The following is a 24,278-nucleotide window of genomic DNA, read 5'->3' as shown; positions in this document are numbered from 1 at the left end:
TATATCAACTGAAGTCGATCTGGGTTTTGATCGATTGTCCCTTGTGAGGCCATCTCGAAGGCTTTGCGCGTATCCGGTAGTGGCAAGGTATGGGTCATCAACGGATTGACATCGATCAGGCTGCCCTGCATCAAACGGATCGTGGTTGCAAATTCTTCGTGGAAATGCGCAGATCCGGTTCCTTGGCAGTAATGGCTATCATTGCAAGCTCATGTCACCGCCGAGACACGCGCGGGCCGTTTAGTCTTCATCGGCGCGCTGATTGCCCACGAAATCGGCGAACGCGCGGGTAAACTGATCCTCGATCTGCTCGACGGAAAGCGAGGCGTTCCGCACATTACGATTAAACCAGAGCTTATAGGCCGCAAGACGAGCCGGTAACGCGTCTCTGGCTTGGTCGGGATTGCGGCCACAAAACGCCTCCAAGGCTAATTTCTATAGCAGCGATCCACTCAATGTGGGGAAGGCAGAGAGGTGTCGGAGCGCTTCATCTCGTAAAATCGGAAAGTTACGCCCCGATGTTCGGTCATGCCGCGATAGGAAAAGCCAAGTGCCGTTGTCATCTTCTGGGAGCGGATGTTTTCCGGTCGAATAACGGAGACGAGCCTATCGATCGGAAGACGTTCGAACGCATAGGCGACGATTGGTCTTAGAGCCTCTAGCGCAATCTTCTTGCCGGAACTGAACCCAAAGAGGCAGCAGCCGATCTCGATATCGTGTTCATCATAGTGTCTGAGACCTGCCCGCCCGACAAAGGTGAGGTCGCCATTGGCTTGGCGCTGGTAAAGCATCCAAAAGCCGTAGCCGTACCGCCGCCATTCATCGAGATAAAGCGCAAGCCTTGCGTCGGATTGTTCGCGGCTCAGCGGCTTGCCCTGCATGATCAACTCCACCACCAGCGGATCGCAATGCAGTCTATAAAGCGCATCGCCGTCGCGCGCGCTAACTGGCCGCATGAACAGCCTTTCTGTTTCCAGATTCATCACGCTCTCTCCATCGCTATCCAGCGTTACCTTAGCGTTTCAGTGATCGCAGCACCGTTTCGAAAATTTCGCCAAGATGTGAAATGTCGGTCTCCGTCATCGCAGTGGAGAGTGCTCCAAGACCGATCGGCGACAACAACACTCCGTTTTGGCGCATTCGGATGACAACTGATTTCAGTCGGGGATCGCGCGCTGACCCAAAAGTGTCGGCGTAACTCGAAATCTGTTCAGAGCCGATAAAGAGGCGGAAAAGCGATCCTTGGCCGGTGATCGCGCCTTGGGTGCGGGCATTCGAAGTTTGATGCGCGGGTATTGCCGCCCGGCATGACATCCAGCGCTTGCAAATATGCGGCTCGTGAACGTTCAACCGACATCGTTAGGGCTCCTTACCTTGCGGCAGGACCTCAATGAGCGCACGGCAGAGACTTGCGATCTCTTCCTGGGTATGGCTTGCCGTTACGCAAACCCGCAGACCCGCCTCACCTTGCGGTACCGTCGGAAAGAAGATTGCGGAGGTGTAAAAGCCTCGATCGATCAGCTTTCGAGCCGTGCTGATCGCGCTTGCCTCATCGCCGATCCTGATGGTGCGGATGGGAAGCGGCAGGCCCCGCTGAGGTGTCTCAAATAGCCGGTCGAACTGCTCAATTCGTTCGCCAAGGGCAATCTGGCGGTGCAAGAGGTCAACCCTGCGATGCAGTCTTGCTGAGGCAAGTGCAGCGCCGAGACCGGCCACGTTGAGGGAGGCGGAAAACGCATGTGCTATCGCAAATTGGCGGAAGAGTTTTTCATGGTTCTCGCTACCAAACATCAAAAGACCGCCTGACGCGCCAAAACCCTTACCGAGAGAGGCGGCGATGATCGTCCGATCGCCTAGAGCACCTCGAATTTGCGAACGTGCAAAACCCTCTCCCTGGCGGCCAAAGAGCGAGATGCCATGCGCATCGTCGATGTAAAGGAAAAGCCCATATTTCTGTTGAAGGGATAGAAGCTGATCAAGAGGTGCTGCGCCACCCATGGAATAGACACCATCACAAATATATGCAGCGAGGGGATTTTGTCTGCAGATCTCTTCGAGTGTGGAAACGTCATTGTGGTCGATCGTGACAACGGCGGTTTCTGCGCCAAGCGTTGCCTTATGAAACGCGAGCGTTGCATGCGCGAAGCGGTCAAAGACGATGACCGGTTTCTGTTCTTTTGTGAGATGGCCCGATGCAAGAAGCGGAAGTGCGCTCATATTGGCCGCAAGAACGCTCGAATAGACAATCACGGAAGCCCCAAACAGATCGGCGAGATCCTCCTCAAGCGTCGTCGATAATGCGAAATTGAGACGCGTACGGGCGCAAGACCAATGCAGGCAGCGATAGTCTTTTACGGCGTCGATTGCGCCAGCGGCGATTTCTGGATGGTTGTCTAGACCGAGATAGGAGCAACGAACGAAATCCAGGAGACTGCGAGCACCAGAGTTAAGATCAACAGAAACGTGCCTTTTCTCCAAAGGTCTGGCAGACAATCCCATCACTTCTGTTTGGTAGGCGAGATCAAAATGCGGGCGGGCCTTGTCGATCATTGCACGGGTGTTGCGTGTGGCTGTGATGGAGACAGCAGCGGCTCCCTCATGAATTGAATTTATGGCCATTTTACCCTCCAGATCAACTATAACGAGCATAGGGGGCGAAGCTAGACGGAGAAAGTGATATCTTTTATATCATCTTGATATATCTATCGAATATCCTCTGTTTAGTTCGGCATGTTTTGGGACGAAGAGCTTCCTTGTTCTTTCGACAGTCAAAAAATCGAGAATTTTATGCTCGTAATGCTTGCATTGGAAATCTGATAGTGTATAAGAATATTGAGCAGCCATGCTGCTTGGGGCTTCGAATCCCCATAGGTCGGTCCGTGCCACCGGAAGGCAACACTCCTCTATGGTCGGGGAGCCTGCGGCGTATAAAACAGGCTTAGCCGAAGGCCGCAGGGGCTGAATCTATCGGCATTCGAACTCCCCGATCACCAGGTTTTCTAACCAGCGGGCGAAACGTCCGCCCTGGAGGAGTTCATGACGCATGCAGTCGTTCGCCGAGCCCTATCATTGCAAGCAGGGGAAAAAACCGTCGATCAGTTGGTTGGCCAGCAAATCCGACTCCGCCGCACCCATTGCGGTTTGACGCAGACAGGGCTCGGAAAGCGGCTGGGGGTTTCATTTCAACAGGTGCAGAAATATGAGACCGGCGCCAATCGGGTCAATTCCTCGACCCTTTATGAAATGAGCCTCATTTTGAAAGTTCCCGTCGAATTCTTCTTCAGTGCGCTGCCAAATCCAATGCGCGAGGGAGCCGAAATGGGGCCTGAATGGGCAGGAAGGCTTGCCTATATCTCGACGCCCGAGGGGCAGCACCTTGTGGATGCCTTCCAGGATCTGCCGATACCGGTTCGCGCCAGTATTTTGGGGATGGTGCGAACCCTGGCAAGAGTGGGAGGCCTGGCGGCGGATGAACTGACGCGTCCAGCCGCCGAATCTGTTGCCTGACAGAAGTTTTTATTAGCTGTTCTTAAGACTTGTCGCGATTGCTGGCTGATGCCTATCGCGGCGCGATCGAACCTGGGAAAGGCCATTCCTCGTCAGCAACGAACTTGCCTAAAACCCACTTCAATGTCCTGGAATAGTCCAGCAGATTGTACAGGAAAAAGTCAGGACCAAGCGGCCAACTCGGTCTTCGTGGCGAAACATCGGTTGAGCCCAATGGGGCTCGCTGACGGTACATATAAATAGGTCCGGAACACTGACAGTGGCGGTCGCTGGGCCTCCGCATCGTTGGCGAATCCGCACTACCGCCACATAGGCACTGTGTGGGCGCAGTCATCATTGCCTGATACTGTTGAAATCAAACCGATATGATAATGTGGCGACGGCTCTTTCTGCTCAGCGATAGTTGGAAATAAAGGTTTGATGGAGAAAATTTTGCGCGACCAAGACGAATTTCAAGCTCAAGCGAGCGCAATTCGCATCCGCATCCTTGATGTCCTGGCGCAATTGCCGTGGGATGGCCTCAGGTTCAAGCATGAAATTCCAGGGCTTTCGCTCTATAGCGTCGTTGAGCCCGTCGGGCCTTTTTTCACTTTGTATGAGCCCAGTCTCTCGATCATCATCAAAGGAAGCAAGCGCGTCAGCGTCGGGGATAAAACGCTTGTCTACGACGAGTCCTGTTTCTTCCTAACCCCCATCGGTCTGCCGATGACAGGTCAGATCTGCGAAGCGAGCAAGTCGGAGCCGTATGTGGCCGCCATGCTGCGCCTGGATCTTGAGGCACTTCGGCGCCTGATCGTAAACTACGAATTGCATCCGCCAGTTTCATCTGACCGTGACCAAGACCGCGGCGTCGTGGTGGGTCGGGCCACGCCGGAACTGTTCGACGCCTTCTTGCGCTTGATTTCGCTTGCGAATTCGCCTGACGACATGCCCTTCATGGCAGCACACATCCAAGATGAGATCTTCTACCGACTGCTGACCAGCGAACAGGGGGCCAGGCTGCGCCGTTATGCACTTGCCGGAACGAATAGCAATCGGGTGGCGAAGGCGGTCGCCTGGCTAAAGGAGAATTACGTTCTGCCGCTTCGCCTCGACGAACTGGCGGAGATTGCAAATATGGGTGTGTCCACGCTGCATCATCATTTCCGGGCGATGACGGCCATGAGCCCGCTGCAATTCCAGAAGCATCTGCGGCTGCATCATGCGCGGGAACTGATGCTGTCAGGATCCCTCGATGCGGCGACGGCCGCGCTCAGGGTCGGCTACGAGAGCCCGACTCAATTCAACCGGGAATACCGGCGAATGTTCGGTCACCCGCCGCTACGTGACGTCAAGGCAATCCTCAATTCGGATCAGCCGAACAGGCGCAACTCCGTCGGTTAGAGCGATCGGCGATCGGATGAAGCGATCCGGGCTGCCTGTAGTGTAACGGGTAAAATAAACAGAACGTGACTGATCACGACAGGATTGAGCAATAATCAGGCAGGATCGAACCTATCGGCAGTGAGCGTCGTCTTTTAAGTTTGCGGCGCAAATGACGAAATCGGAAGGTCGAAACCGGTCGGGTTGGCGCGAAATTCCGCCCGTCGCAACGTAGGACGAACGCCATGGTGACTTTAACGATCAACGGCAAAGAACATAAAATCGAAGCCGAAGCGGATATGCCGCTGCTCTGGGCGATCCGCGATCTAGTCGGATTGACGGGAACGAAATTCGGCTGCGGGATGGCGCAATGTGGCGCCTGCACCGTTCTTCTGGACGGCGCGCCGGTGCGTTCCTGTCAGACATTCGTCAGTGATATCGACAACGCAAAGGTGACGACCATCGAGGGGCTTGCGGGCAAAGTGGCGGAAACCGTGCAGATCGTCTGGGCCGATCTCGACGTACCCCAGTGCGGTTACTGTCAGTCTGGCCAAATCATCTCGGCCACCGATTTACTTACCAACAATCCAAAGCCGACCGATGATGATATCGACGCTGCGATGGCGGGCAATCTCTGTCGTTGCGCCACCTATCACCGAATCCGTGCCGGGATTCACGAAGCTGCCAAGCGCTTGGAGGCCTGAACCATGATCCCGAAACTGATGCAATCGCTTGCCCTTCCCGTCGCAAAGACACCGGCGTCTCGCCGGCAGTTCATGCTCGGCGCGCTCGCAGCTGGTGGCGGTCTCGCCATCGGCTACCAGGTTCTGGCTTCGTCGCCTGCGGCCGCGAGCGAAACTGCCGCTGATGCTAATAAAGCAGCTGCCGCCTTTACACCCTACCTCACCATCGACGGTGACGGTAAAGTCGTGGTGCTTTCCTCCCAGTTCGAAATGGGGCAGGGCTCGTATAACGGCCTTGCAACCCTTGTTGCAGAAGAACTCGACGCAGATTGGCATTCCATCGATGTCCGCGGCGTCGCCGGCAACGTCAAGGCTTATGGCAACGTCGCCTTCGGCGGTACCATTCAAGGAACGGGCGGGTCCACCTCCATGGTCACTTCCTGGGAGCGCTATCGAAAGGCAGGCGCGGCGGCGCGCGCCATGCTGGTGGCTGCCGCCGCATCCGAATGGGGTGTCCAACCGGCAGAGATTACCGTCGAAAACGGGGTCCTGGCGCATCCATCGGGCAAGAGCGGCGGGTTCGGAGCGTTTGCCGCCAAGGCAGCGGCGATGCCTGTGCCGAGCGATGTAACACTCAAGCAGCCCGGCGATTGGAAGCTTATCGGCAACGCCAAACTGAAGCGGTTCGATAGCGCGCGCAAGACGAACGGAACCGAGCAATATACGATCGACATCAAGCTGCCGGGAATGCTGACGGCCGTGATGATCCATCCGCCCATGTTCGGCGCCAAGGTAAAATCCTTCGACGCTGCGGCCGCACGTTCCGTCAAAGGTGTTGTCGATGTCGTCGAGACGCCGCGCGGTATTGCCGTCGTCGGCGAGCATATGTGGGCCGCGATCAAGGGCCGCGAAGTGGTCACTGTCGTTTGGGACGAGACAGGCGCCGAAAAGCGCAGCACAGCTGAACTTATGACGATGTATAACGAACTCGCAGACAAGGCCCCAGTAGCCGTTGCGCGCAAGGACGGCGATACCGATGCCGGCTTTGCGGCAGCAGCCAAGGTCATCGAGGCGAGTTTCGAGTTCCCCTATCTGGCGCATTCCGCGATGGAGCCGCTCAACGCGGTGGCGCGCAAAAACGATGACGGCACGCTAGAGATCTGGGGCGGACATCAGTTCCCCGATGTTTATCAGATGCTTGCCAGCCAGATCGTCGGTATTGCGCCCGACAAGGTGCAGTTGCATGTCATGAAAACAGGCGGCAGCTTTGGTCGGCGCGCGGTGTTCGACGGCGACGTGGTCGTCGAGTCCGTCTATGTCGCCAAGGCAATCGGCTTCCGGGCGCCTGTAAAGGTGCAATGGACCCGCGAGGACGACATGCGCGCCGGTCGCTATCGGCCATCCTATGTGCATAAGCTCAAAGCCGGGATCGATGGTGACGGGAAGCTCGTGGCCTGGAGCGACCACATTGTGGGTCAGTCGATCATGGCCAAGACGGCCTTTGACGGCATGGTACAGAACGGCGTCGACCCGACGTCTGTGGAAGGGGCAAACAACCTGCCTTATGCCATTCCCAACCAGATGGTCGGCCTGACGACCACCGAGGTCGGGGTTCCGGTTCTGTGGTGGCGTTCGGTGGGTTCGACGCATACCGCTTTTGCCGCCGAAGCCTTTATTGACGAAGTAGCCGAAGCGGCAGGACGTGATCCGATCGAATACCGCCTGTCGATGCTTGAGCCGCAATCGCGTCACGCGGTGGTCCTCAAGCTCGCAGCAGAAAAGGCCGAATGGACAAAGCCTTTGCCGGAAGGCCGTTTCCGCGGAGTTGCCGTGGCGGAGAGCTTCGGGTCGGTCGTTGCACAGATTGCCGACGTTTCTCTCGATGGCAACGGGGGCATCAAGGTCGAACGTGTCGTTGCCGCCGTCGATTGCGGCCTTGCAGTCAATCCGGATCAGGTGCGTGCCCAAGTTGAGGGAGGCATAGGTTTCGGTTTGGGCGCCATTCTGGGCGAAGAGATCACTTTGACCGCAGGCAAGGTCGATCAAGGTAACTTCGACGCGTACACGCCTTTACGGATCGATGCGATGCCGGCGGTGGAGGTTCACATTCTTGCCTCCACAAATCCGCCATCAGGTATAGGCGAGCCGGGCGTTCCGCCGATCGGACCCGCAGTTGCCAATGCCATCTACAAAGCGTTGGGCAAACGGATCCGCGTCATGCCCTTCACCAAGACATTAAATGCATGATTTGATCTCCGGCCGCCTAACGCGGCCGGAGATGTTACCGCGTGATAGAGCTCGGCTTCGGCGCGCCTGAGTGCCTCGGCTGAGGCAAATCTCCGGCTTTCATCCTATGCTGGCCGAACTCTACGCCTGAGAGCCGCTTCCCCTTCGGCCAAGCTGATGAAGTTCTGTGACTTTGGCCAGATCAACCAGGCGATCCACGATCCCGAAAGCGGCAAGACCATCATACCAATCGTGCGCATGCAATTGCCGCGCGGAGATGGATTTTAAGTAGACGCCGTTAGAAAAATTACACGCCCAGCCTTCGATAGCGCGACCGCAGAACACCCGGCGGTAAGAGCTGGTCGGGCGCAGCTACGGCATCGGACCTCACCTGCCGCGCTGTAACCGGTGTCGCATCCGCACCTTGACCGCCGCGTCGTATGTTTTGTGGCTGGTTCAGACCGAGACGTAATTGCAAAACTGGACTGCGTGAGCTACTTAGCGTCATCCACAAGGACCCGGTGAAACTCCGGGTGGCTCTTCTGGCCGCCGATCCGCCAGACAACACAGCAACGCAACCTATTCCATTTTCGAGGACCGAGTTTTGCTCGGCCCGTTGCCTCAACTGTGAAAAATCATCAATGCGAACTCTTTCAAACTACCGTCAGGAGTGGTTCTCCAACATCCGTGGCGACGTGCTTTCGGGTATCGTCGTCGCTCTCGCGCTTATCCCGGAAGCGATAGGCTTTTCGGTGATTGCGGGTGTCGATCCCAAGGTTGGCCTGTACGCCTCCTTCGCAATCGCCTGCGTGGCGGCCTTTGTGGGCGGCCGGCCCGGCATGATCTCTGCTGCAACGGCCGCGACCGCTGTCGTCATGATCTCCCTGGTCAAGGAGCACGGCCTTCAGTATCTGTTCGCCGCGACCATCCTGATGGGCACCATCCAGATCGTCGCGGGATGGCTGAGGCTCGGCCGCGTGATGCGCTTCGTCTCCCGGTCGGTCATCACGGGCTTCGTTAACGCACTTGCGATCCTGATCTTCATGGCCCAGTTGCCTGAACTTATTGGGGTCCCGACGCTCACCTACGTGATGATCGCGGGCGGCCTCGCCATCATCTACCTCTTTCCATACGTGACCAAGGCAATCCCATCGCCGCTCGTGGCCATCGCGGTCCTCACGGCCATGGCATGGTGGTTTGGCATGGACCTGCGCACCGTCGGCGACCTCGGCGAACTTCCGTCTTCGATCCCATTCCTGATGCTTCCGCAGGTTCCGTTGACCTGGGAAACGCTGCAGATCATCTTCCCATACTCAGTGACGCTCGCCGCCGTAGGACTGCTGGAATCGCTGCTTACCGCGCAGATCGTCGACGACATGACGGATACGCCCAGCAACAAGAGTCAGGAATGCGTTGGACAGGGCGCGGGGAATATCGCCTCGGCACTGATCGGCGGCATGGGCGGATGCGCCATGATCGGACAGTCGGTCATCAACGTAACATCTGGCGGTCGAGGACGGCTTTCAACGTTCGTCGCGGGTGCTTTCCTGTTATTCCTGATCGTCGTCCTTAACGACCTCGTCCAGATCATCCCCATGGCCGCGCTTGTTGCGGTTATGATTATGGTTTCCATTGGCACTTTCTCCTGGCGGTCGATCCTCGACCTGAGACGCCATCCGCTTCCGTCATCCGTCGTCATGCTGGCGACGGTCATCACCGTCGTCGCAACGCATGATCTGGCAAAGGGCGTGATCGTTGGCGTCTTGCTGTCCGGCATCTTTTTTGCTGGCAAGGTAGCCCGTCTGTTCAGGGTCACGCGCCTGGAGAATCCCGAACAGAACAGTGTCACCTATGCAGTGGTGGGGCAGGTCTTCTTTGCTTCGGCAGAAGCCTTTATCCACGCGTTCGACTTCACGGATAAGGGTAAGCGGATTATCATCGATCTCACAAGGGCCCACCTCTGGGACATCACCGCAATTGGCGCGTTGGACAAGATCGTGCTGAAGTTCCGTGAGGCGGGCGACGAGGTCGAGGTTCTCGGCTTTAACGAAGCGAGTGCTGATATGATTGACCGCTTCGCGCTGCACGACAAGGATGAGCGGCTTGCGGCAAGCGCTTCACTACACTGAACAACATGGCTGCCGCCATCGAGAGATGGAGCTCGTTGCACAGGCGGAGGCAGCCTACGCGGCCATGGTCGAAGCCTGGAGAAATAGGCCACAAAACCACAAAAGGGCTGAGAAAGGGGCTGTTCACCAACATCCGTATCGATCTCGATACGCCCGTCGGTCAGAAAGAGCTTCAAACCATCTCAGTATTTGGCGATGTAGGCCAAAGCTTCGCCGAGTGGGGACTTCGTGGCGACACGGGCACGGTGATGGACAAGCCAGGTCTGCATCTCGGCGACCAGTGGCGCTGACCAGTAAGACGAGCCTGCGGATCAAGGCCGCAGTACGGCCTCGATCCGATATAGCTCGCCGATCCGTTTAACGCCGTCCTCAGCAATCGGCGCTGTTGCGTTTCGGGTGATCTCCACCAGCCTGTGACGGGCATGCGCCCAAGAATAGGCAAGCCGAATGTCCGGGCCGACGCGCTCTGGTGCGATCAGCCTGTTGTATCCGGCATAGCCATCGACCTGCAGGACGCCCGAGAAGCCCTGCAATATCCGTTCGGCATGAATGCCCCCGCGACCGGGCGCATAGGTGAACGCGACACCTGGCGGAGCATCGCCGCCCCATGAACGATCATCCCTCGCCAGCGCCCAGAAGTATCCAGTCTTGGTCTTCCGCGAGCCGGGATCGAGAACCGGAGCACGGGTCTCGTCCATGAAGAGCTTGGTCGAGAGCTTGAGGTCGGCGATCAGCGCATCGAAGACGGGGCGCAGTTCGAATGCTGCCCGGCCGACCCAGTCGGCAAGCGTGGAGCGGTCGAGATTGATGCCCTGGCGGCCCATGATCTGAGCCTGCCGATAGAGCGGAAGGTGATCGGCATACTTGGAGACCAGCACATGGGCGACGGTCGCTTCGGTCGGTAGTCCTGCCGGGATCAGCCTTGGTAGAGCCGGGGCCTGAACGATGCCGTCGGTGCAGGCGCGGCATGCATAGTTGGGACGACGCGTGACGATAACCCGGAACTGCGCCGGGACCACGTCCAAGCGCTCGGACACATCCTCGCCGATGCAATGCAGGCAACCGCCGCAGATCAGGCTTTCCGGCTCGATCACCTCTTCCATGGACAGCCGATCACAGATCAGACGGCGGAGGACAATGTGGAGGGAGAACACCGGTTAGGCCGCGCTAGGGCAGCTGACCGGATTTTCAATTGCTAGATCTACCGTGGCCCAGGCGCCTTTGCAGGGGTGACAAGTTGAAGTTTCCCACTACACTACTTCAAGGGGTGTCGGGACCGACAGGCAGACGCATGCGTTGCCTGTTGAAAATTGGCCGCCGCAGAACGGGTTAGCTGTTACTGCGCACAATCGTCGGAGAGGAGCCTCACGATGCCGAACCCAAGCCAGACCAGCGACGAATGGTGGGAAAACGATCAGACACCGGACAACCCTTATGGGAAAAGCGAGGACTATGAATCCTTTCTCGATTATCTTGGGGCATTGCCGCGCAGCCTGACGCCCGAGATCGCCGCGGGTACGCTGAGGATCAACGTTTACGAGCTCAATGACCATCCCGAGTACAAGGCCGCCGCGATCGGCGCCTTACAGATATGGGCGTCCGTCACTCCCTTGAAATTCGAGATCGTCGACGACGTGCCGTTCGACAGCACAACGGACTGGATGGAGGTTGTCAGCCCCGAACTCGGCGAGGAGGACGATGGCAGCGCTTATTCGAGCAATCGCTATGTCAGCATCGGTCAGCGTTTTCACGATACGGAGCCAAACAAGACCGATATCGGCGGATATGTCTTCGATTCCTTCATCCACGAATTCGGCCATGAATTCGGCCTGAACCATCCCGGGCTCTACAACTACAGCGGCCCCGGTGGCGTGCAGATCAACTATCTGAACAATGCGACCTGGACCTATGACCGCCAGCAATACAGCGTCATGTCCTATTTCGATGGGATCGATGTCGGCGAAACCACCCGCTGGTCTGCAGCGACGCCGCTTATGGCTGACATCGAAGCCGTCATTCGTCGCTTCTTTTCAACCGTCGACGAGAACGGCGTGCGCACCTATCAGCACATCGACCTCAACACCGGGGACAATGTTTACGGCTTCGGGAGCACGCAGTATGGCTATCAGTTGACCGCATCAGGCATGCAACATGACATCGGTTTTGCGATCCATGATACCGGCGGCACCGACACGATCGACTTCTCGGGCTCGACGGCTGGCACGATCCTTGACCTGCGCGCGGGACAGTTCTCCAGCGTCAACGGTCATAGCAACAATGTATCGATCTTTGCCGGACACAATGCGGATGGGACCGACTACTACATCGAAAACGGTATCGGCAGCGGTTACAATGACATTCTGATCGGCAATGACGGCGCCAACGTTCTCGACGGCCGATACGGCGCCGATCGCATGGCCGGCAACGGCGGCGACGATATCTATTTCGTCGACTCGTTGGATGACATCGTTCGCGAAGAGGCCAACGGCGGCAACGACACGGTCATTCTGCTGTCCCGAGATCTGAGGATTCGGAGAATCGCCAACGTCGAAAATATCATCTATGCCGACGAGTCGACGCTTCAGCCGCCCGCGGGCGACAACGCACCCGCGCCCGTTTTTGGCGACAATACACTGACGAGCATCATCTTCGGCGACAACGGAAACAACACGCTTGACGGCGGCGCCGGCGACGACACGATCTTCGGCCAGGGCGGTGACGACCTGATCATCGGCGGCCGCGACTCGCTCGCCAGCCGTGACATCAACAACACGATCGATGTCGAGGACCTTGAAGACCAGACCGAAAGCGATGACGGTAACGACACGCTCTACGGCGGCGGCGGCAATGACACCATTCTTGGCGGCCAGGGCAACGATATTCTGGATGGCGGCGCCGGCGATGATACGCTGAGCGGCCAGGACGGCGTTGACATATTCAGGGGAGGCTCTGGCGTCGACACGGTCGATTACAGCAAGGAGAGCCCTTTCCAGCTGCTCGTCAACCTTGCCACCAATGTCGCCAGCGGGGGCACCGCCTCGGGAGACACTTTCTACAGTATCGAAAACCTGATTGGTTCCGATGACCGTATTGACCGCTTCATCGGCACGGCCGACGCGAACCATTTCTGGGGCCAAGGCGGCGGGGACTATTTCAACGGCGGCGGCGGCAATGACATCCTGGATGGCGGCAATGACGGCGATATCCTCTATGGCGAGGAGGGCGACGATACGATCATCGGTGGCGCCGGCCAGGACTATCTGGATGGTGGTTCCGGTATCGATACGGTCGTCTATGCCGGCAGTTCCGACGGTGTGACGATCGATCTTATGAACGGCACGGCCAATGGTGGCGATGGTGATGGCCCGGTGCAAATCGTCGGCCGAGGTGCAGTAATCCGTCACGATATACTCGTCGGCTTCGAAAATGCCGTCGGCTCATCTTTCGACGACCACCTCATCGGCAATACGCTCGCCAACGAGCTCTCCGGCGGCACCGGCGACGACACGCTGACCGGCGGCGGCGGGGCCGATATATTGAATGGCGGCGCCGGAAGCGACACGGCAGACTATGCTGACGCGACAAGTGGACTAAGGCTTAGTCTTGCCGGGGGCAGGTCCGGCGGAGATAGATATATCTCCATCGAAAACCTTGCAGGCTCTGGATTCAATGACCGTCTGACCGGCAACGGCGCAGCCAATGTCCTGACCGGCCAGGGCGGGAACGATGTGCTCGATGGCGGCCGCGGCGACGACATCCTGCTCGGCGATTTCGCCTATCAGGGCGACGCGCCGCCACGTCCGGGCATGGGAACCGGTTATGCTACGCTGGGACCGGACGCGACCAACAACTCGGTCGCAGCCGCGTTCGACATTTCTAATAATTTTTCGCTCGCCAGCGATCCCGATATCTTCGATTCGACGACCATTCTTCATACGACCGTCAACGCCACCGGGAACGGCCAGGGCGGATACTACAAGGTCAATCTGGCAGCCGGTACAGTCATTACCATAGACATCGATGGAATTGCCGATCCTAATGTCCATGATAGCTGGGTGAGACTGCTCGACAGCTCCGGCAATATCGTAGCCCAAAACGATGACGGCGGCGGTGACCCCGGCTCTGCTACCAATCGGGACTCGAGCCTAGTGTTCGTCGTTCAGGAAACTGGAGCCTATTACATACTGGAGGGCAGTTGGTCGCCCGATGTGCCAGGTGACGGCTGGGCGGAAGCTGTACCGGAAGGCTCGGCATACGAGTTGAATGTATCGGTCGAGTTTCCCCCGGCACCGGCTCAGCCAGGAGAGGCGGGATCCGATAAGCTCACCGGCGGTGCCGGCAGCGATCTGCTGGATGGCGGTCTGGCGGCTGACACGCTCATCGGCGGCGCAGGAGAGGATACATTCCGCTTCTCGACCGAGATTGGGAACGGCAATATCGACTGGATCAGAGACTTCAACGTCATCGACGACACGATCCTCCTGGACAATCTCATCTTTGAGACTGTGGGTGTCGACGGAGCCCTAGGTCTGGGGGCGTTTTACGGGAATGCGGCAGGCGCCGCTCACGACGCCGATGATCGCATCATCTACGACACCGACAGCGGCGCCCTGTTTTATGATGTTGATGGCAGTGGAGAAGGGGAAGCCATTCAGTTTGCGCAGTTGAACTCAAATCTGAGGCTGTCGGCGTCCGACTTCATTATCATCTAGCGTAACTCCGGGAGGGCGCCGTTGAGACGCCCTCCCGCGACCATCTTTTCAGATGCACAAAAAGTGCGGCATCCTCCGGCGCCAGCGTTTCATCCTTGAAACGGCCTAGGTTTGCCGGAACATGCAACCGTACGATTTTCGAACCACAAGATGAGCGGCAGTGCGGCTAAGCGCCTTGCGGGGCGATAGTGGAGAATGTGGAATGAAGCGCCCGACCGACCGCCGGACAGTATTGATGACCGTCGGAGTTGCGGCTGTCGCCGCGGTCGCAGGCCCAGCCGCTGGGCAATCGGCGGATATTCGCGGCGCAGTCACGTTCGAGGGCAGCGCTGTTATCCCGGAAGGTCATATCGAGATATATCTGGAGGATCCCACCGTTCAGGATAGTAAGCGCCGTCGCGTCACGGAGACGCGCGTCAAAAGCGATGGCGGGTCGAAGACGATAGCCTTTTCCTTGACGCCGCCGGTCAGCTCGAGTGCGTCGCCGACGTTGCGGATCATTGCGCGCCTGGAGCGCGCGGATGGCTGGCTGCTGGCGCGCGGCAGCACACAATTCAAGGCGGGCAAACCTGTTCATGTGACGCTCAACACCGTTATGTATTAAGAGGTAGAAATCAACCTTCAACGCCATTCGAGGTTGACGATAGCATCATCGAGGGGAAGGCCTGCGCAGTCGCAATCAAGCTCGGCATGTCTGCTTTCAGGCCAATGGCAACGGTCGTCAAACATGTGAATTGCACGTTCTTAAGCTGTGGATAACATGTGGATGACCGCGTCCAGCTCAGCTTGCAAGTTCCTGTAATGTTCTGGCAGTGTGAACAATCAATATAGATTGTTTTTGAGCTGCCCGCCGTGGCTGGGTGGAAGATCATAAGAGCGGTTACCGCTCCGGCTACGACATCCTCCTTGGCTTGAACATGCATGGCGTCGGAGAAGAAAGCGATTTTGACACGACGTAACCGATCACAATGACTACACTTCGCGCACGGAGCACCGCTTCGATGGTATTGCGCAAGGTTGATGCCAACTTCCCGCGTCAAAATGATGCGAATCAAGGAAGCAGTGCTTCGATAGCGGACGCATTTGGCAGAGGGACATTATGAGCGAAATTTCGAAGGGCAACGGCAAGGTTGCATTGATCACCGGCGTCACCGGCCAGGACGGTGCCTATCTTGCCGAACTGCTTCTCCGGAAGGGCTATACCGTTCACGGCATCAAGCGGCGCTCTTCAAGTTTCAATACCAATCGCATCGAACACCTCTACGAGGATCCGCATATCGAGAATCCGCGTTTCATCCTGCATTTCGGCGATATGACGGATTCGACCAACCTCATTCGCGTCGTGCAGGAAACGCAGCCGGATGAAATCTATAACCTCGCGGCGCAGAGCCACGTCCAGGTTTCCTTCGAAACGCCTGAATATACTGCCAATGCAGACGGTACTGGAACGCTACGTCTCTTAGAGGCGATCCGCCTTTTGGGGCTGACGAAGAAGACGCGCTTCTACCAGGCCTCCACCTCCGAGCTTTACGGCAAGGTACAGGAAGTGCCTCAGAGTGAGACGACACCCTTTTATCCGCGTTCTCCTTACGCCGTAGCAAAGCTCTACGCCTACTGGATCGTCGTGAATTATCGCGAAGCCTACGGCATGCATGCATCCAATGGCATCCTGTTCAACCATGAGAGCCCGATCCGCGGCGAAACCTTCGTCACCCGCAAGATCACCCGAGCAGCGGCTGCCATTCATTTGGGCCTTCAGGAGCGGCTGTTTCTCGGCAACCTGGATGCCAAGCGCGACTGGGGCCATGCGCGCGAATATGTGCGCGGCATGTGGCTGATGCTGCAGCAAGACGAGCCCGACGATTATGTGCTCGCAACCGGCGAAACACACACCGTCCGTTCCTTCGTTGAAAAGTCCTTTGCCAAGGTCGGCATGCCGATCGAATGGCGGGGGCAGGGCGTCGACGAAAAAGGATATGACGTGACATCCGGCCAGTGTGTTGTCGAAATCGATCCCCGCTACTTCCGGCCGACGGAAGTGGACCTGCTGATAGGCAATCCCGCGAAAGCCCATCAGAAGCTTGGCTGGAGGCATGAGACCAATCTTGACCAGCTCGTTGCTGAAATGGTCCGCGAAGATTTGAAGGTCATGGCGCGCAATGTGCCGACCGCCGGCGGCAACAAGGGTCTTTCCCATGCCTGAAGTGATCTACAGCCTTGCCGGCAAAAGGGTCTATGTCGCCGGCCACCGCGGCATGGTCGGCTCGGCGCTCGTTCGTCGCTTGGTCGCTGAAGATTGCGAACTTCTAACGGCAACACGTTCCGAAGTGGACTTGACCCGCCAGAGCGAGGTCGAGGCCTGGATGGAGAAGAATCAACCGGATGCTGTCTTCCTGGCGGCTGCCAGGGTTGGCGGCATCCTCGCCAACGATACCTATCCCGCCGATTTCCTTTACGACAACCTGATCCTCGAGGCGAACATCATACACGCTGCCCACAAGGTGGGCGTAGAAAAGCTCTTGTTTCTCGGCTCATCCTGCATTTATCCGAAATTTGCTGACCAGCCGATCGTCGAAGAAGCATTGCTGACTGGGCCGCTAGAGCCGACCAACGAATGGTATGCGATTGCTAAGATCGCCGGCATCAAGTTGTGCCAGGCCTATCGTAAGCAATATGGGAGCGACTTTATCTCCGCGATGCCGACCAATCTCTTTGGTCCCGGTGATAATTTCGACCTGAATTCCAGCCACGTTATGCCGGCTCTGATCCGCAAGGCGCATGAGGCCAAGCTAAACAATCTGCCTGAAATTACCATCTGGGGCACGGGAACGCCACGGCGCGAGTTTCTACATGTGGATGACTGCGCTGACGCCTGCGTCCACCTGATGAAGGTTTACTCTGGCGACACTCATGTCAATGTGGGATCTGGTGAAGACTTGACGATCCTCGAATTGGCGCGGCTAGTCTGCAAGATCGTCGGATTTCAGGGCGACATAGTCACGGATCTTTCAAAGCCAGACGGTACGCCTCGCAAGATGATGAGCTCCGAAAAGCTTCTTAGTCTAGGGTGGTTTCCGAAGTTTGAGCTGAGACAGGCAATTGAGAGCGTCTATCGGTCGTTTCTCGAGGAGGGCCATGTCGGCGTGATTAGCACGAACACGCGAACAGGCGCGGACTGTTGATGGAATGGCCTCTGAGCAACGGTTACACGCATGTGTTGATTTGCGCCGTAGGCCACCGCCAAACACGGACCACAAGATTGAATGTACCTGTTCGCCTTGCCCTGGCCGGTACCGCGCGTGGTTAGCCGGGTGTCGTGCCAATCATAGGCACGTCAATGGGCGCCTAGACACATGATGCGGGCGGTGGGCTACTGGCAAAATTCAGGAGGCTGTTACGACGAATAACGATGGTGACCCCGCGCGTTGGTCAGCAAGTCCGGGAAGTCGACCTACGGACGTATCCGATGGCAGGTAACTTTTTTGCTGCCGATGAGATGGCTTTCGCCAAGAAAGAAGAGCCGTGTATCTGCGGCAGTCTCTCGCCAATGCAGAGCTATGCCCTTCGTTTCGTTTGGTATTCCGATAATCGCTAGTCACCACCTCACCTTGAGGGGACAAACGCAAAGGTCAGCCGAACGGCGAGAGCGTGTTTGAACCTCGACATGCTTTCTAGAATGGGACAATATCACGCTGGGAAGGCAAGAGGAGGAGCGATATGAGAGTTCAGGCGTATATTATTGCGTTGCTGATCAGTCTCCTGTTATGGTCAACGAGCTTCTTTGTACTTCGCGAGAGCTACCGATTTGCACATTCGAACGGCATCATATCGAACCTGCACATTCATAACAGGCTGAACAACTTGCTTGAGGGGTAAGCAGGGGTCAGAACTACAATGGGCTGAGCAGCATCTCACGCTGCTTTCGGTCTTGGTTGGCTTACGGGCGTGCTATCTGCCATGATGTTACTGCCCGTGGCAAAATCGGCTTTGTATATTTTTACGCAGAAGGTTCCGGCTGATGTTGCCTTTGCAGCATTGCGGCATTGAACGAGATATGTGTATTGGGATTAAGATGGTCTTTTTTGAAAGCGAAGCGCCGGTCTTACCGGAACTTCCGACTAACTGTTCAGATCGAAATCATCCCCTGGATTGCTCCGGCCCCAGTGGGCATTTCTCTTGCAACATCATGGGGCGAGAGGGGGCTCGAATAATGAATCCCCCTGACTTGCGTATTGCGCGGTCGTCGCCGGAACCGGTCTTGGCGGGAAGTATTCAACCTGCGGCACATCTGGAATGTTTGCCTGCGAATAGGCTTCTGCTGATTTGAAGGGACGCGTCTGGAAGAACCGAAGCTTTTCTCCGAAGATCGGGATCTGCCCTTCGACGAGGAGCACCATCCTATCCTCCCGCATTTGCCGGACCTCCTGCGGCATCATCAGATCCCGTTCACGGATCTGCTCCACCTTGGTCCGCCGCGACAGGCCGAGCAATTCGACCGTTCGCGATTCCGATTGATAGCGGATCGTACGCTTGCCGAGCGCCTTGGACACATAGTCCGCCGTCACCAGGTCATTGGCCCCGAGAATCAGCTGATAACCGCAATTGCCAAGCAGCGAATGGCGCGCGGTTTCGCCGTAAACTTCATCGAGGGCCTTTAGGTCCTGGATGATGAAAGCGAGCTTGATATTGTAGCCCGCGACATAGGGAAGCTTCGTCACGATCTCCTCCATCCGCTTCAACTGAACGAACTCGTCGAGGAGGAAATAGACCGGCACAGACCTTGGGTCGTGGTTTAGCGTCAGCATGGTCATCACCTGCTGCACGAACAGGGTTAGTAGGGGACGCAATAGCGTCAGATCGGCGATATTGGGCGCCAGATAGATCGAGATCGCCCGGTGCCTCAAGGCACGGATATTCATGTCGGTGACGGTGGTCGCGGCAATAACCCGTTCATTCTTGAAGGGACGCAAGGCCTTCTGGATATCGAGAAGAGCGGAAGCTGCAGCGCGATCGGAAAGCGCGATATAGGAATTGAAGCTCTCCACAGTGAACTTCGAAAGAAAAGGCTCTTTCTCCTTGATGAGCTTCATCAAGGACTGGAGATCCTGTCCCGTGTTGAAGAAGGAATTGACCTCGCCGAGATTGCGGCGATCCTTATAAAGCGGGCTTTCCAGAATGTAGCTGATGACGCCGGCCAGAACCTGTTGCGAAGTCGCCTGCCAGACTGAATTTTCAGAGTCTATGTTTTCAGGGACAAGGATGCTGACGATGTTTTGAATATCTGTGGTGCGGTCGCCGCGTTCCGTCCGCACGAAGTCAAGCGGATTATAGCGGTTTGTCCTCTCTGACGCCGGCGCAAATAAAAAGACCTGGGAGCCTTTTCGGCGGCGGTATCCGGCTGTTGCCTTAAATATCTCACCTTTGAGATCGGTGACGATCATCGATCCTTCGTGCATCAGGGCATTGGGGACGACGTAACCGGCGCCCTTGCCCGAGCGCGTCGGGCCAATAATCACATGATGGCGGTCATCCTTGACGCGCAGAAGGCGCCGTCCCACTCGGCCGAAGATGTGACCCCGCTTTTGGAACCACTTGCCGCGCCGAAGCGAAGCCATGTTCTGAAACGCCGCGTTACCCAAAGGATTGCTCGCGGACTTCAAACCAGCATAGGCGACAAGACCGGCAAGAAGCAGCGCCGGCATCACCGATCCGAGTGCTACTTTCTGCAGGGTGGGGTTCGTTTTGTAAAACCACAATTGCTCAATCGGCGCCAACGGATTGCTGCTGATCGTGGCTTCTAGTATCCGCCCGTCTTTGTAAAAAAACTGAAGCCCAAGACCATAACCGAGCATCCAGCCGACAAATGCTATCCCGGCACAGAAGATGAGATAAATGGTTCGCAGGCCTTTGGTCATGATGCATCCCGAGCAAAGAAGACTTCGCAGACGCTGCGTTTTCCCCCCTCGCGGCGAAGTTGGATGACGATCGGGATGACCATCTGGATATAGGACATAAGATCCAGCTTTGAGACGCTCGCAGACATGCCAGCCTGTTGCATCATCATGATGATCTGTTCGTAGGCGCCAATCGGCGTATCGGCGTGGATCGTCGACATGCTGCCGGGATGACCGGTATTGATGGCGCGCAGAAAGGAAAAAGCTTCTGTGCCTCGGATTTCTCCCACAAACAAACGATCTGGCCGCATGCGTAGCGAGGCTTCAAGCAGGTTCTGGATCGTCACGTCCGCCGTCCCCTGATCGCCTTTTGAGGCTATCAGGTGGACTATATTGGTTTGCGGCGGAAACAGTTCACGTGTGTCTTCGAGCGTAATGATCCGCTCAGATGCCGGCACGCATTTCAGGCAGGCATTCAGGAATGTCGTCTTGCCGGAAGACGTGCCGCCGCTGATCAGGATCGAAACCCGCCTGGTAACGGCAGTATGGATGAAGTCGTAAATCCTGTTTTTATGCAGATGCTCGATCAGTTCTCGATCGACCTCGCTGAGGCCGCCGACCGCAACCGACACCTGGTCCAGAAAGCCTCTGTCGCGATAGTCCTCGAGCGCGAAATTACTGACGACCTGTTTTCTGACCGAAATAGAGCCGCCTTGCGGCGCTGCAGGCGGCAGGACGACCTGGATGCGTTCGCCGGTCGGAAGCGAGGCGCTGAGAATCGGTTTGGCGCGGCTGATAAACTGGTTGGTGGCAGCGGCAACCCGCTCGCCGATGTTCTGGATCTCGTCGGCCGTCAGAGCAACGATCGGATGATGCTCCATATGGTCGGTTCCAAACCGTTCGACATAAACGTCGCCGGGCTTGTTTACCGCGATTTCAACCACGTTTGGATCGTCGAGAAATTGCCTGATCGGCTCAAGAGCGCGATTGAGGAAATAATGGGGATCGTGCCTGATCCTAGTTGGATTACCTGCCGCGACGTTCACGTCTGATCTCCTTCATCGCTTCGGTGACGGGATCGTCGTAAAGGCCGCTGAAATCGAGGTCCTGGCGCACATAGACAAAGATGCGCTCCCCTTGAGCAACACTGATTGTCGGTGGGATGCGTAGGTTTTCGGCAAGGACCGTATTTGCCATATCGCTGAAAGTTTCGGCGATGGTTTCGCGTGCAAGCTCTGCGCCGCGCTCGGCGTCATCGCGGTTACCGGACGATTGTCTGCTTCCGTAGCCGGTCAGATAGCTGGCACCGGCACCAACGATCGACAGCATCATTGACGCGCCGAACCGTTCACGGAACTTGTTGTCCACATGGCCGGTCAGCCCTGAACGCCCCAGGCTATCGGCGCCGATCGAATTGAGCCGGATGGACACGCCATCATCGCGAATTAGGCGGCTCCAGATGACAAAAACCCGCTTTTGGCCCCGCGTCAATTCCGACTGATATTCGCCAATGAGGCGTGTGCCAGCCGGGACGAGGATACGCCGTCCATCAAACGAATAGACGTCCTCAGATGTAAGTGCCCTGATCTGGCCGGGCAGGTCGCTGTTGATCGCGGTTTCCAAAATACCGGGAATCAAGGTCCCCTCCGGGACCATGGCATCAATCCGCTCGATCCGGCCTGCCCTTGCACTGCGGTCGGAAAGACCGGCAGCGGCGTTAAGATATTTGCTGTTGCGGTCTTCTCCGGCAACCACCAGTCCTGACGGATCTTCCTCGATTTCGCTTCCTGTTCCACCCGGCTTGCCTTGATTAAGCGTGACCAGCTTTGACTTGTATCGCTCCGGGAAGGCCTGCTCGACAGGTGGCGAGGCCTGTGGCGGCGAAATTACATCGGGCGGTGGAGGAACGTCGAATGTCGTCGTTTGAGGTGACGGTTCGACCGACGGTGGGGGAGGCGGCAGATGGATGACCGGTTGTGGAGGCTCAGGGTTCGGTTTTTCGGTCTCTCTTAAAAATGACGGCGGCCGAAAAGTCGTTGTTCGAAATTCCTCGTCGCTCTGGACATTGTTTTCGGGCTTTTGCGTCGAGTTTGTGAGGGCAAAATAGGCAGCGATGACGCCGCCCAATAACAGGCTCGCCATTCCAAGCGTCTGATTGCGTGCGGCGTTCCTGTCGCTGACTGCCGCGTTGTCGGCCGCAACCATTGCCTGCAATTCGGGGCTTAGCTTCATCAATTGCCGCTCCTCCAACGCGTGGTTGCTTGCGTGTCGAAAACCGGCCCCAGGGTGTCTGGGTCCGAAACAGCGAAGTCAGATCTTTTGAGATTAAAAATGCAGGTCCATTGGTCGCCATCGCGCAGTGTATATTGTGTGGCAACGCCATCGACGACGATGTAGTCGCCCTCTTTGCGAAAGTTGCGCAGCGATTCCGAAAAATCGGATTGGACGGCGAAAATGGCCGGTATCCGCCTTTGGAATCTGAAGAAAGTCTTCTTGCCGTCATCAAAGATCATCTGCGGCTTCAGCGCCCGATCGCCCGAAAACGAATAGTTGATGTTGACGTTCGCCGTGTCGATATTCCAGACATTGGGGAAGGCCGCCCGATGTTCGGCTTCCTTACGCAATCGTGCATTCAAGTCCTTTTCGGGATAAATAAAGCGGATGGCGAACACCTGTTTGCCGTCGCTCGGTGCATGGTCGTTGAGTTCAAGGAAATAGATCCTCTTGGAGGTCACCACATTCATATTGGTGGCGACATCTTTTGCGACCGGTTTTATAAACAGGATATTGCCCTTATCCGACGGAGCGACCTGCCAGCTATCAGTGTCGCCAAGCGAGATGGTTTCGAATTTTTCGTCTTCGTCGAAAACGATCATCGTCGAGATGCCGTAGGTGGCGGAAACCTTCACGACATTATTGGCCTGATAGACAACGCTGGTAACTCGTTGATCAAGCGAGCCCGCCCGCGGCACTTGGGCGGCAAGAGCCTCGCTGGCGATGGCGACAATAAAGGCCGCTGGGAGGGTAAGTCGCCTCATCATCCGGCCTCTCCCGGCGTTACCGTCTCCTGGTCGCGACGGTAGTTATAGACCTGGAAGCCGAGCGGATTTTCAAACCGCCACTCATTGGTGGCAGGGGTTTCGGTGTAACGATACCGAACCACCGAAATAAAATGGCGCATGATCTGATCGGTGTCTGACTTTTCGGTGGTCGAAAACCGGACCAAGGCGGTGCTAGAATTTGGGAAGGAGACGGACTTGATCTCGACTGTCACTTGCCGGTTTTTGCCGTAGACCTTTGCCGGATTATCCGGATTGGCCGCGCTATAAAGCTCCTGCAACTCCCGCGCCGCGTGCTCCGCAGAAAGAAGTGCGGCAATGCCGAAATTTTCCGTGATCGCAAAAGGATCGTAGCTCTCGCGTGCACGAATGTAGCGCACGACATTGGCCTGGGTGACGGCTTGCTGGTCGGTCAGCTTCCCAGATCGGGTGAGACCGGATTTAACCTCGAGGTAGCCCGTGTTTTTGTCGACTTCGATGATATAGGGCTCAAACGTCTTGAGCGGCACGAGCATGATGAGTGCCGTCAACGACAACAATGTGATCGTGCCGAAGATGGTGGTAAGGAACCAGGCGATCGTTCGCGATCGCTCCGCCTGCTTCAAGATTTCCTGTTCCCAGCGCTGGCCATCCTGAAAATAGCTATAAAGAGCAGCCTCATGCGATTGGGTCATCCGTGGTACTCCAAGACAATGACGAATAACGG

At 56.8% G+C, this 24,278-nt stretch carries 17 protein-coding genes, 1 pseudogene and 1 other annotated feature; of the genes and pseudogenes, 9 read left to right on the top strand and 9 right to left on the bottom strand.

Going from position 1 to position 24,278, the window contains the following annotated elements:
• Positions 1-240: 240 nt before the first annotated feature.
• The 3 genes from C5L12_RS28120 to C5L12_RS10295 all read right to left on the bottom strand — a co-directional run bounded on the left by C5L12_RS28120 (position 241) and on the right by C5L12_RS10295 (position 2,619).
• Positions 241-426: a hypothetical protein gene (locus tag C5L12_RS28120; protein WP_112823799.1), complete on the bottom strand. Its 186-nt coding sequence runs from the start codon at positions 424-426 to the stop codon at positions 241-243.
• Between the two features lie 26 nt (positions 427-452).
• On the bottom strand, positions 453-983 hold the full coding sequence (locus C5L12_RS10305; protein ID WP_105371952.1) for a GNAT family N-acetyltransferase: 531 nt from the start codon (positions 981-983) through the stop codon (positions 453-455).
• 376 nt (positions 984-1,359) lie between these two features.
• A complete protein-coding gene (locus C5L12_RS10295) occupies positions 1,360-2,619 on the bottom strand; it encodes an aminotransferase class I/II-fold pyridoxal phosphate-dependent enzyme (RefSeq protein WP_105371950.1) in 1,260 nt (419 codons plus the stop codon).
• 417 nt (positions 2,620-3,036) lie between these two features.
• Here C5L12_RS10295 and C5L12_RS10290 point away from each other — a divergent pair, with 417 nt between their 5' ends.
• The 5 genes from C5L12_RS10290 to C5L12_RS10270 all read left to right on the top strand — a co-directional run bounded on the left by C5L12_RS10290 (position 3,037) and on the right by C5L12_RS10270 (position 9,907).
• Positions 3,037-3,507: a helix-turn-helix domain-containing protein gene (locus C5L12_RS10290; protein ID WP_105371949.1), complete on the top strand. Its 471-nt coding sequence runs from the start codon at positions 3,037-3,039 to the stop codon at positions 3,505-3,507.
• A 420-nt stretch (positions 3,508-3,927) separates the two neighbouring features.
• A complete protein-coding gene (locus C5L12_RS10285) occupies positions 3,928-4,890 on the top strand; it encodes an AraC family transcriptional regulator (RefSeq protein ID WP_105371948.1) in 963 nt (320 codons plus the stop codon).
• 224 nt (positions 4,891-5,114) lie between these two features.
• Positions 5,115-5,573 carry a (2Fe-2S)-binding protein gene (locus tag C5L12_RS10280; protein WP_105371947.1) on the top strand — a complete coding sequence of 153 codons (459 nt, stop codon included), beginning with the start codon at positions 5,115-5,117 and terminating at the stop codon, positions 5,571-5,573.
• 3 nt (positions 5,574-5,576) lie between these two features.
• Positions 5,577-7,799: a xanthine dehydrogenase family protein molybdopterin-binding subunit gene (locus tag C5L12_RS10275; RefSeq protein WP_105371946.1), complete on the top strand. Its 2,223-nt coding sequence runs from the start codon at positions 5,577-5,579 to the stop codon at positions 7,797-7,799.
• 490 nt (positions 7,800-8,289) lie between these two features.
• Positions 8,290-8,345, top strand: a sequence feature (sul1 is cis-regulatory element that is thought to sense ions involved in sulfur or methionine metabolism; They are found in Alphaproteobacteria).
• Between the two features lie 74 nt (positions 8,346-8,419).
• Positions 8,420-9,907 carry a SulP family inorganic anion transporter gene (locus tag C5L12_RS10270; RefSeq protein ID WP_105371945.1) on the top strand — a complete coding sequence of 496 codons (1,488 nt, stop codon included), beginning with the start codon at positions 8,420-8,422 and terminating at the stop codon, positions 9,905-9,907.
• A 113-nt stretch (positions 9,908-10,020) separates the two neighbouring features.
• Here C5L12_RS10270 and tnpC read toward each other — a convergent pair.
• Positions 10,021-11,010: pseudogene (tnpC, locus tag C5L12_RS10265) on the bottom strand (IS66 family transposase); the annotation flags it as partial.
• 267 nt (positions 11,011-11,277) lie between these two features.
• Here tnpC and C5L12_RS10260 point away from each other — a divergent pair.
• The 4 genes from C5L12_RS10260 to fcl all read left to right on the top strand — a co-directional run bounded on the left by C5L12_RS10260 (position 11,278) and on the right by fcl (position 17,801).
• Positions 11,278-14,619, top strand: a complete 3,342-nt coding sequence (locus C5L12_RS10260) for a M10 family metallopeptidase C-terminal domain-containing protein (RefSeq protein WP_105371944.1) — start codon at positions 11,278-11,280, stop codon at positions 14,617-14,619.
• Between the two features lie 202 nt (positions 14,620-14,821).
• On the top strand, positions 14,822-15,223 hold the full coding sequence (locus C5L12_RS10255) for a hypothetical protein (protein WP_105371943.1): 402 nt from the start codon (positions 14,822-14,824) through the stop codon (positions 15,221-15,223).
• Positions 15,224-15,718: 495 nt separating this feature from the next.
• The gene (gene gmd, locus C5L12_RS10250; RefSeq protein ID WP_105371942.1) at positions 15,719-16,822 is read left to right on the top strand and encodes a GDP-mannose 4,6-dehydratase; all 1,104 of its coding nucleotides are present in this window, start codon (positions 15,719-15,721) and stop codon (positions 16,820-16,822) included.
• The gene (gene fcl, locus C5L12_RS10245) at positions 16,815-17,801 is read left to right on the top strand and encodes a GDP-L-fucose synthase (protein WP_105371941.1); all 987 of its coding nucleotides are present in this window, start codon (positions 16,815-16,817) and stop codon (positions 17,799-17,801) included. The genes gmd and fcl overlap by 8 nt, the downstream gene beginning before the upstream one ends.
• 1,002 nt (positions 17,802-18,803) lie before the next feature.
• Here fcl and C5L12_RS10235 read toward each other — a convergent pair.
• Genes C5L12_RS10235 through C5L12_RS10215 form a run of 5 tightly spaced genes read right to left on the bottom strand, consistent with a single transcriptional unit; the run spans position 18,804 to position 24,246 of the window.
• The gene (locus tag C5L12_RS10235; protein ID WP_425350770.1) at positions 18,804-20,534 is read right to left on the bottom strand and encodes a type IV secretory system conjugative DNA transfer family protein; all 1,731 of its coding nucleotides are present in this window, start codon (positions 20,532-20,534) and stop codon (positions 18,804-18,806) included.
• Entirely contained in the window at positions 20,531-21,559 is a 1,029-nt protein-coding gene (gene virB11, locus C5L12_RS10230; RefSeq protein WP_105371939.1) for a P-type DNA transfer ATPase VirB11, read from the bottom strand. Before virB11 ends, C5L12_RS10235 begins: the two co-directional genes overlap by 4 nt.
• Positions 21,540-22,745 carry a type IV secretion system protein VirB10 gene (virB10, locus tag C5L12_RS10225; protein ID WP_105371938.1) on the bottom strand — a complete coding sequence of 402 codons (1,206 nt, stop codon included), beginning with the start codon at positions 22,743-22,745 and terminating at the stop codon, positions 21,540-21,542. The genes virB11 and virB10 overlap by 20 nt, the downstream gene beginning before the upstream one ends.
• On the bottom strand, positions 22,745-23,554 hold the full coding sequence (virB9, locus tag C5L12_RS10220; RefSeq protein WP_105371937.1) for a P-type conjugative transfer protein VirB9: 810 nt from the start codon (positions 23,552-23,554) through the stop codon (positions 22,745-22,747). Before virB9 ends, virB10 begins: the two co-directional genes overlap by 1 nt.
• Positions 23,551-24,246 (bottom strand): VirB8 family type IV secretion system protein, encoded by a 696-nt coding sequence (locus C5L12_RS10215; protein ID WP_105371936.1) that lies wholly within the window; start codon positions 24,244-24,246, stop codon positions 23,551-23,553. Before C5L12_RS10215 ends, virB9 begins: the two co-directional genes overlap by 4 nt.
• Between the last annotated feature and the right edge of the window lie 32 nt (positions 24,247-24,278).

The sequence above is a fragment of the Neorhizobium huautlense genome (assembly GCF_002968575.1).
Lineage (GTDB): Bacteria > Pseudomonadota > Alphaproteobacteria > Rhizobiales > Rhizobiaceae > Neorhizobium > Neorhizobium huautlense.
The sequence above is the reverse complement of the archived record's forward strand: the minus strand, read 5'-3'. Positions and strand labels throughout refer to the sequence as shown.

Bases quoted from the DNA above. Each gene is read 5' to 3' on its own strand.
- C5L12_RS10305 (WP_105371952.1), bottom strand. From the start codon at position 983: ATGAATCTGGAAACAGAAAGGCTGTTCATGCGGCCAGTTAGCGCGCGC.
- C5L12_RS10295 (WP_105371950.1), bottom strand. From the start codon at position 2,619: ATGGCCATAAATTCAATTCATGAGGGAGCCGCTGCTGTCTCCATCACA.
- C5L12_RS10290 (WP_105371949.1), top strand. From the start codon at position 3,037: ATGACGCATGCAGTCGTTCGCCGAGCCCTATCATTGCAAGCAGGGGAA.
- C5L12_RS10285 (WP_105371948.1), top strand. From the start codon at position 3,928: ATGGAGAAAATTTTGCGCGACCAAGACGAATTTCAAGCTCAAGCGAGC.
- C5L12_RS10280 (WP_105371947.1), top strand. From the start codon at position 5,115: ATGGTGACTTTAACGATCAACGGCAAAGAACATAAAATCGAAGCCGAA.
- C5L12_RS10275 (WP_105371946.1), top strand. From the start codon at position 5,577: ATGATCCCGAAACTGATGCAATCGCTTGCCCTTCCCGTCGCAAAGACA.
- C5L12_RS10270 (WP_105371945.1), top strand. From the start codon at position 8,420: ATGCGAACTCTTTCAAACTACCGTCAGGAGTGGTTCTCCAACATCCGT.
- C5L12_RS10260 (WP_105371944.1), top strand. From the start codon at position 11,278: ATGCCGAACCCAAGCCAGACCAGCGACGAATGGTGGGAAAACGATCAG.
- C5L12_RS10255 (WP_105371943.1), top strand. From the start codon at position 14,822: ATGAAGCGCCCGACCGACCGCCGGACAGTATTGATGACCGTCGGAGTT.
- gmd (WP_105371942.1), top strand. From the start codon at position 15,719: ATGAGCGAAATTTCGAAGGGCAACGGCAAGGTTGCATTGATCACCGGC.
- fcl (WP_105371941.1), top strand. From the start codon at position 16,815: ATGCCTGAAGTGATCTACAGCCTTGCCGGCAAAAGGGTCTATGTCGCC.
- C5L12_RS10235 (WP_425350770.1), bottom strand. From the start codon at position 20,534: ATGACCAAAGGCCTGCGAACCATTTATCTCATCTTCTGTGCCGGGATA.
- virB10 (WP_105371938.1), bottom strand. From the start codon at position 22,745: ATGAAGCTAAGCCCCGAATTGCAGGCAATGGTTGCGGCCGACAACGCG.
- virB9 (WP_105371937.1), bottom strand. From the start codon at position 23,554: ATGATGAGGCGACTTACCCTCCCAGCGGCCTTTATTGTCGCCATCGCC.
- C5L12_RS10215 (WP_105371936.1), bottom strand. From the start codon at position 24,246: ATGACCCAATCGCATGAGGCTGCTCTTTATAGCTATTTTCAGGATGGC.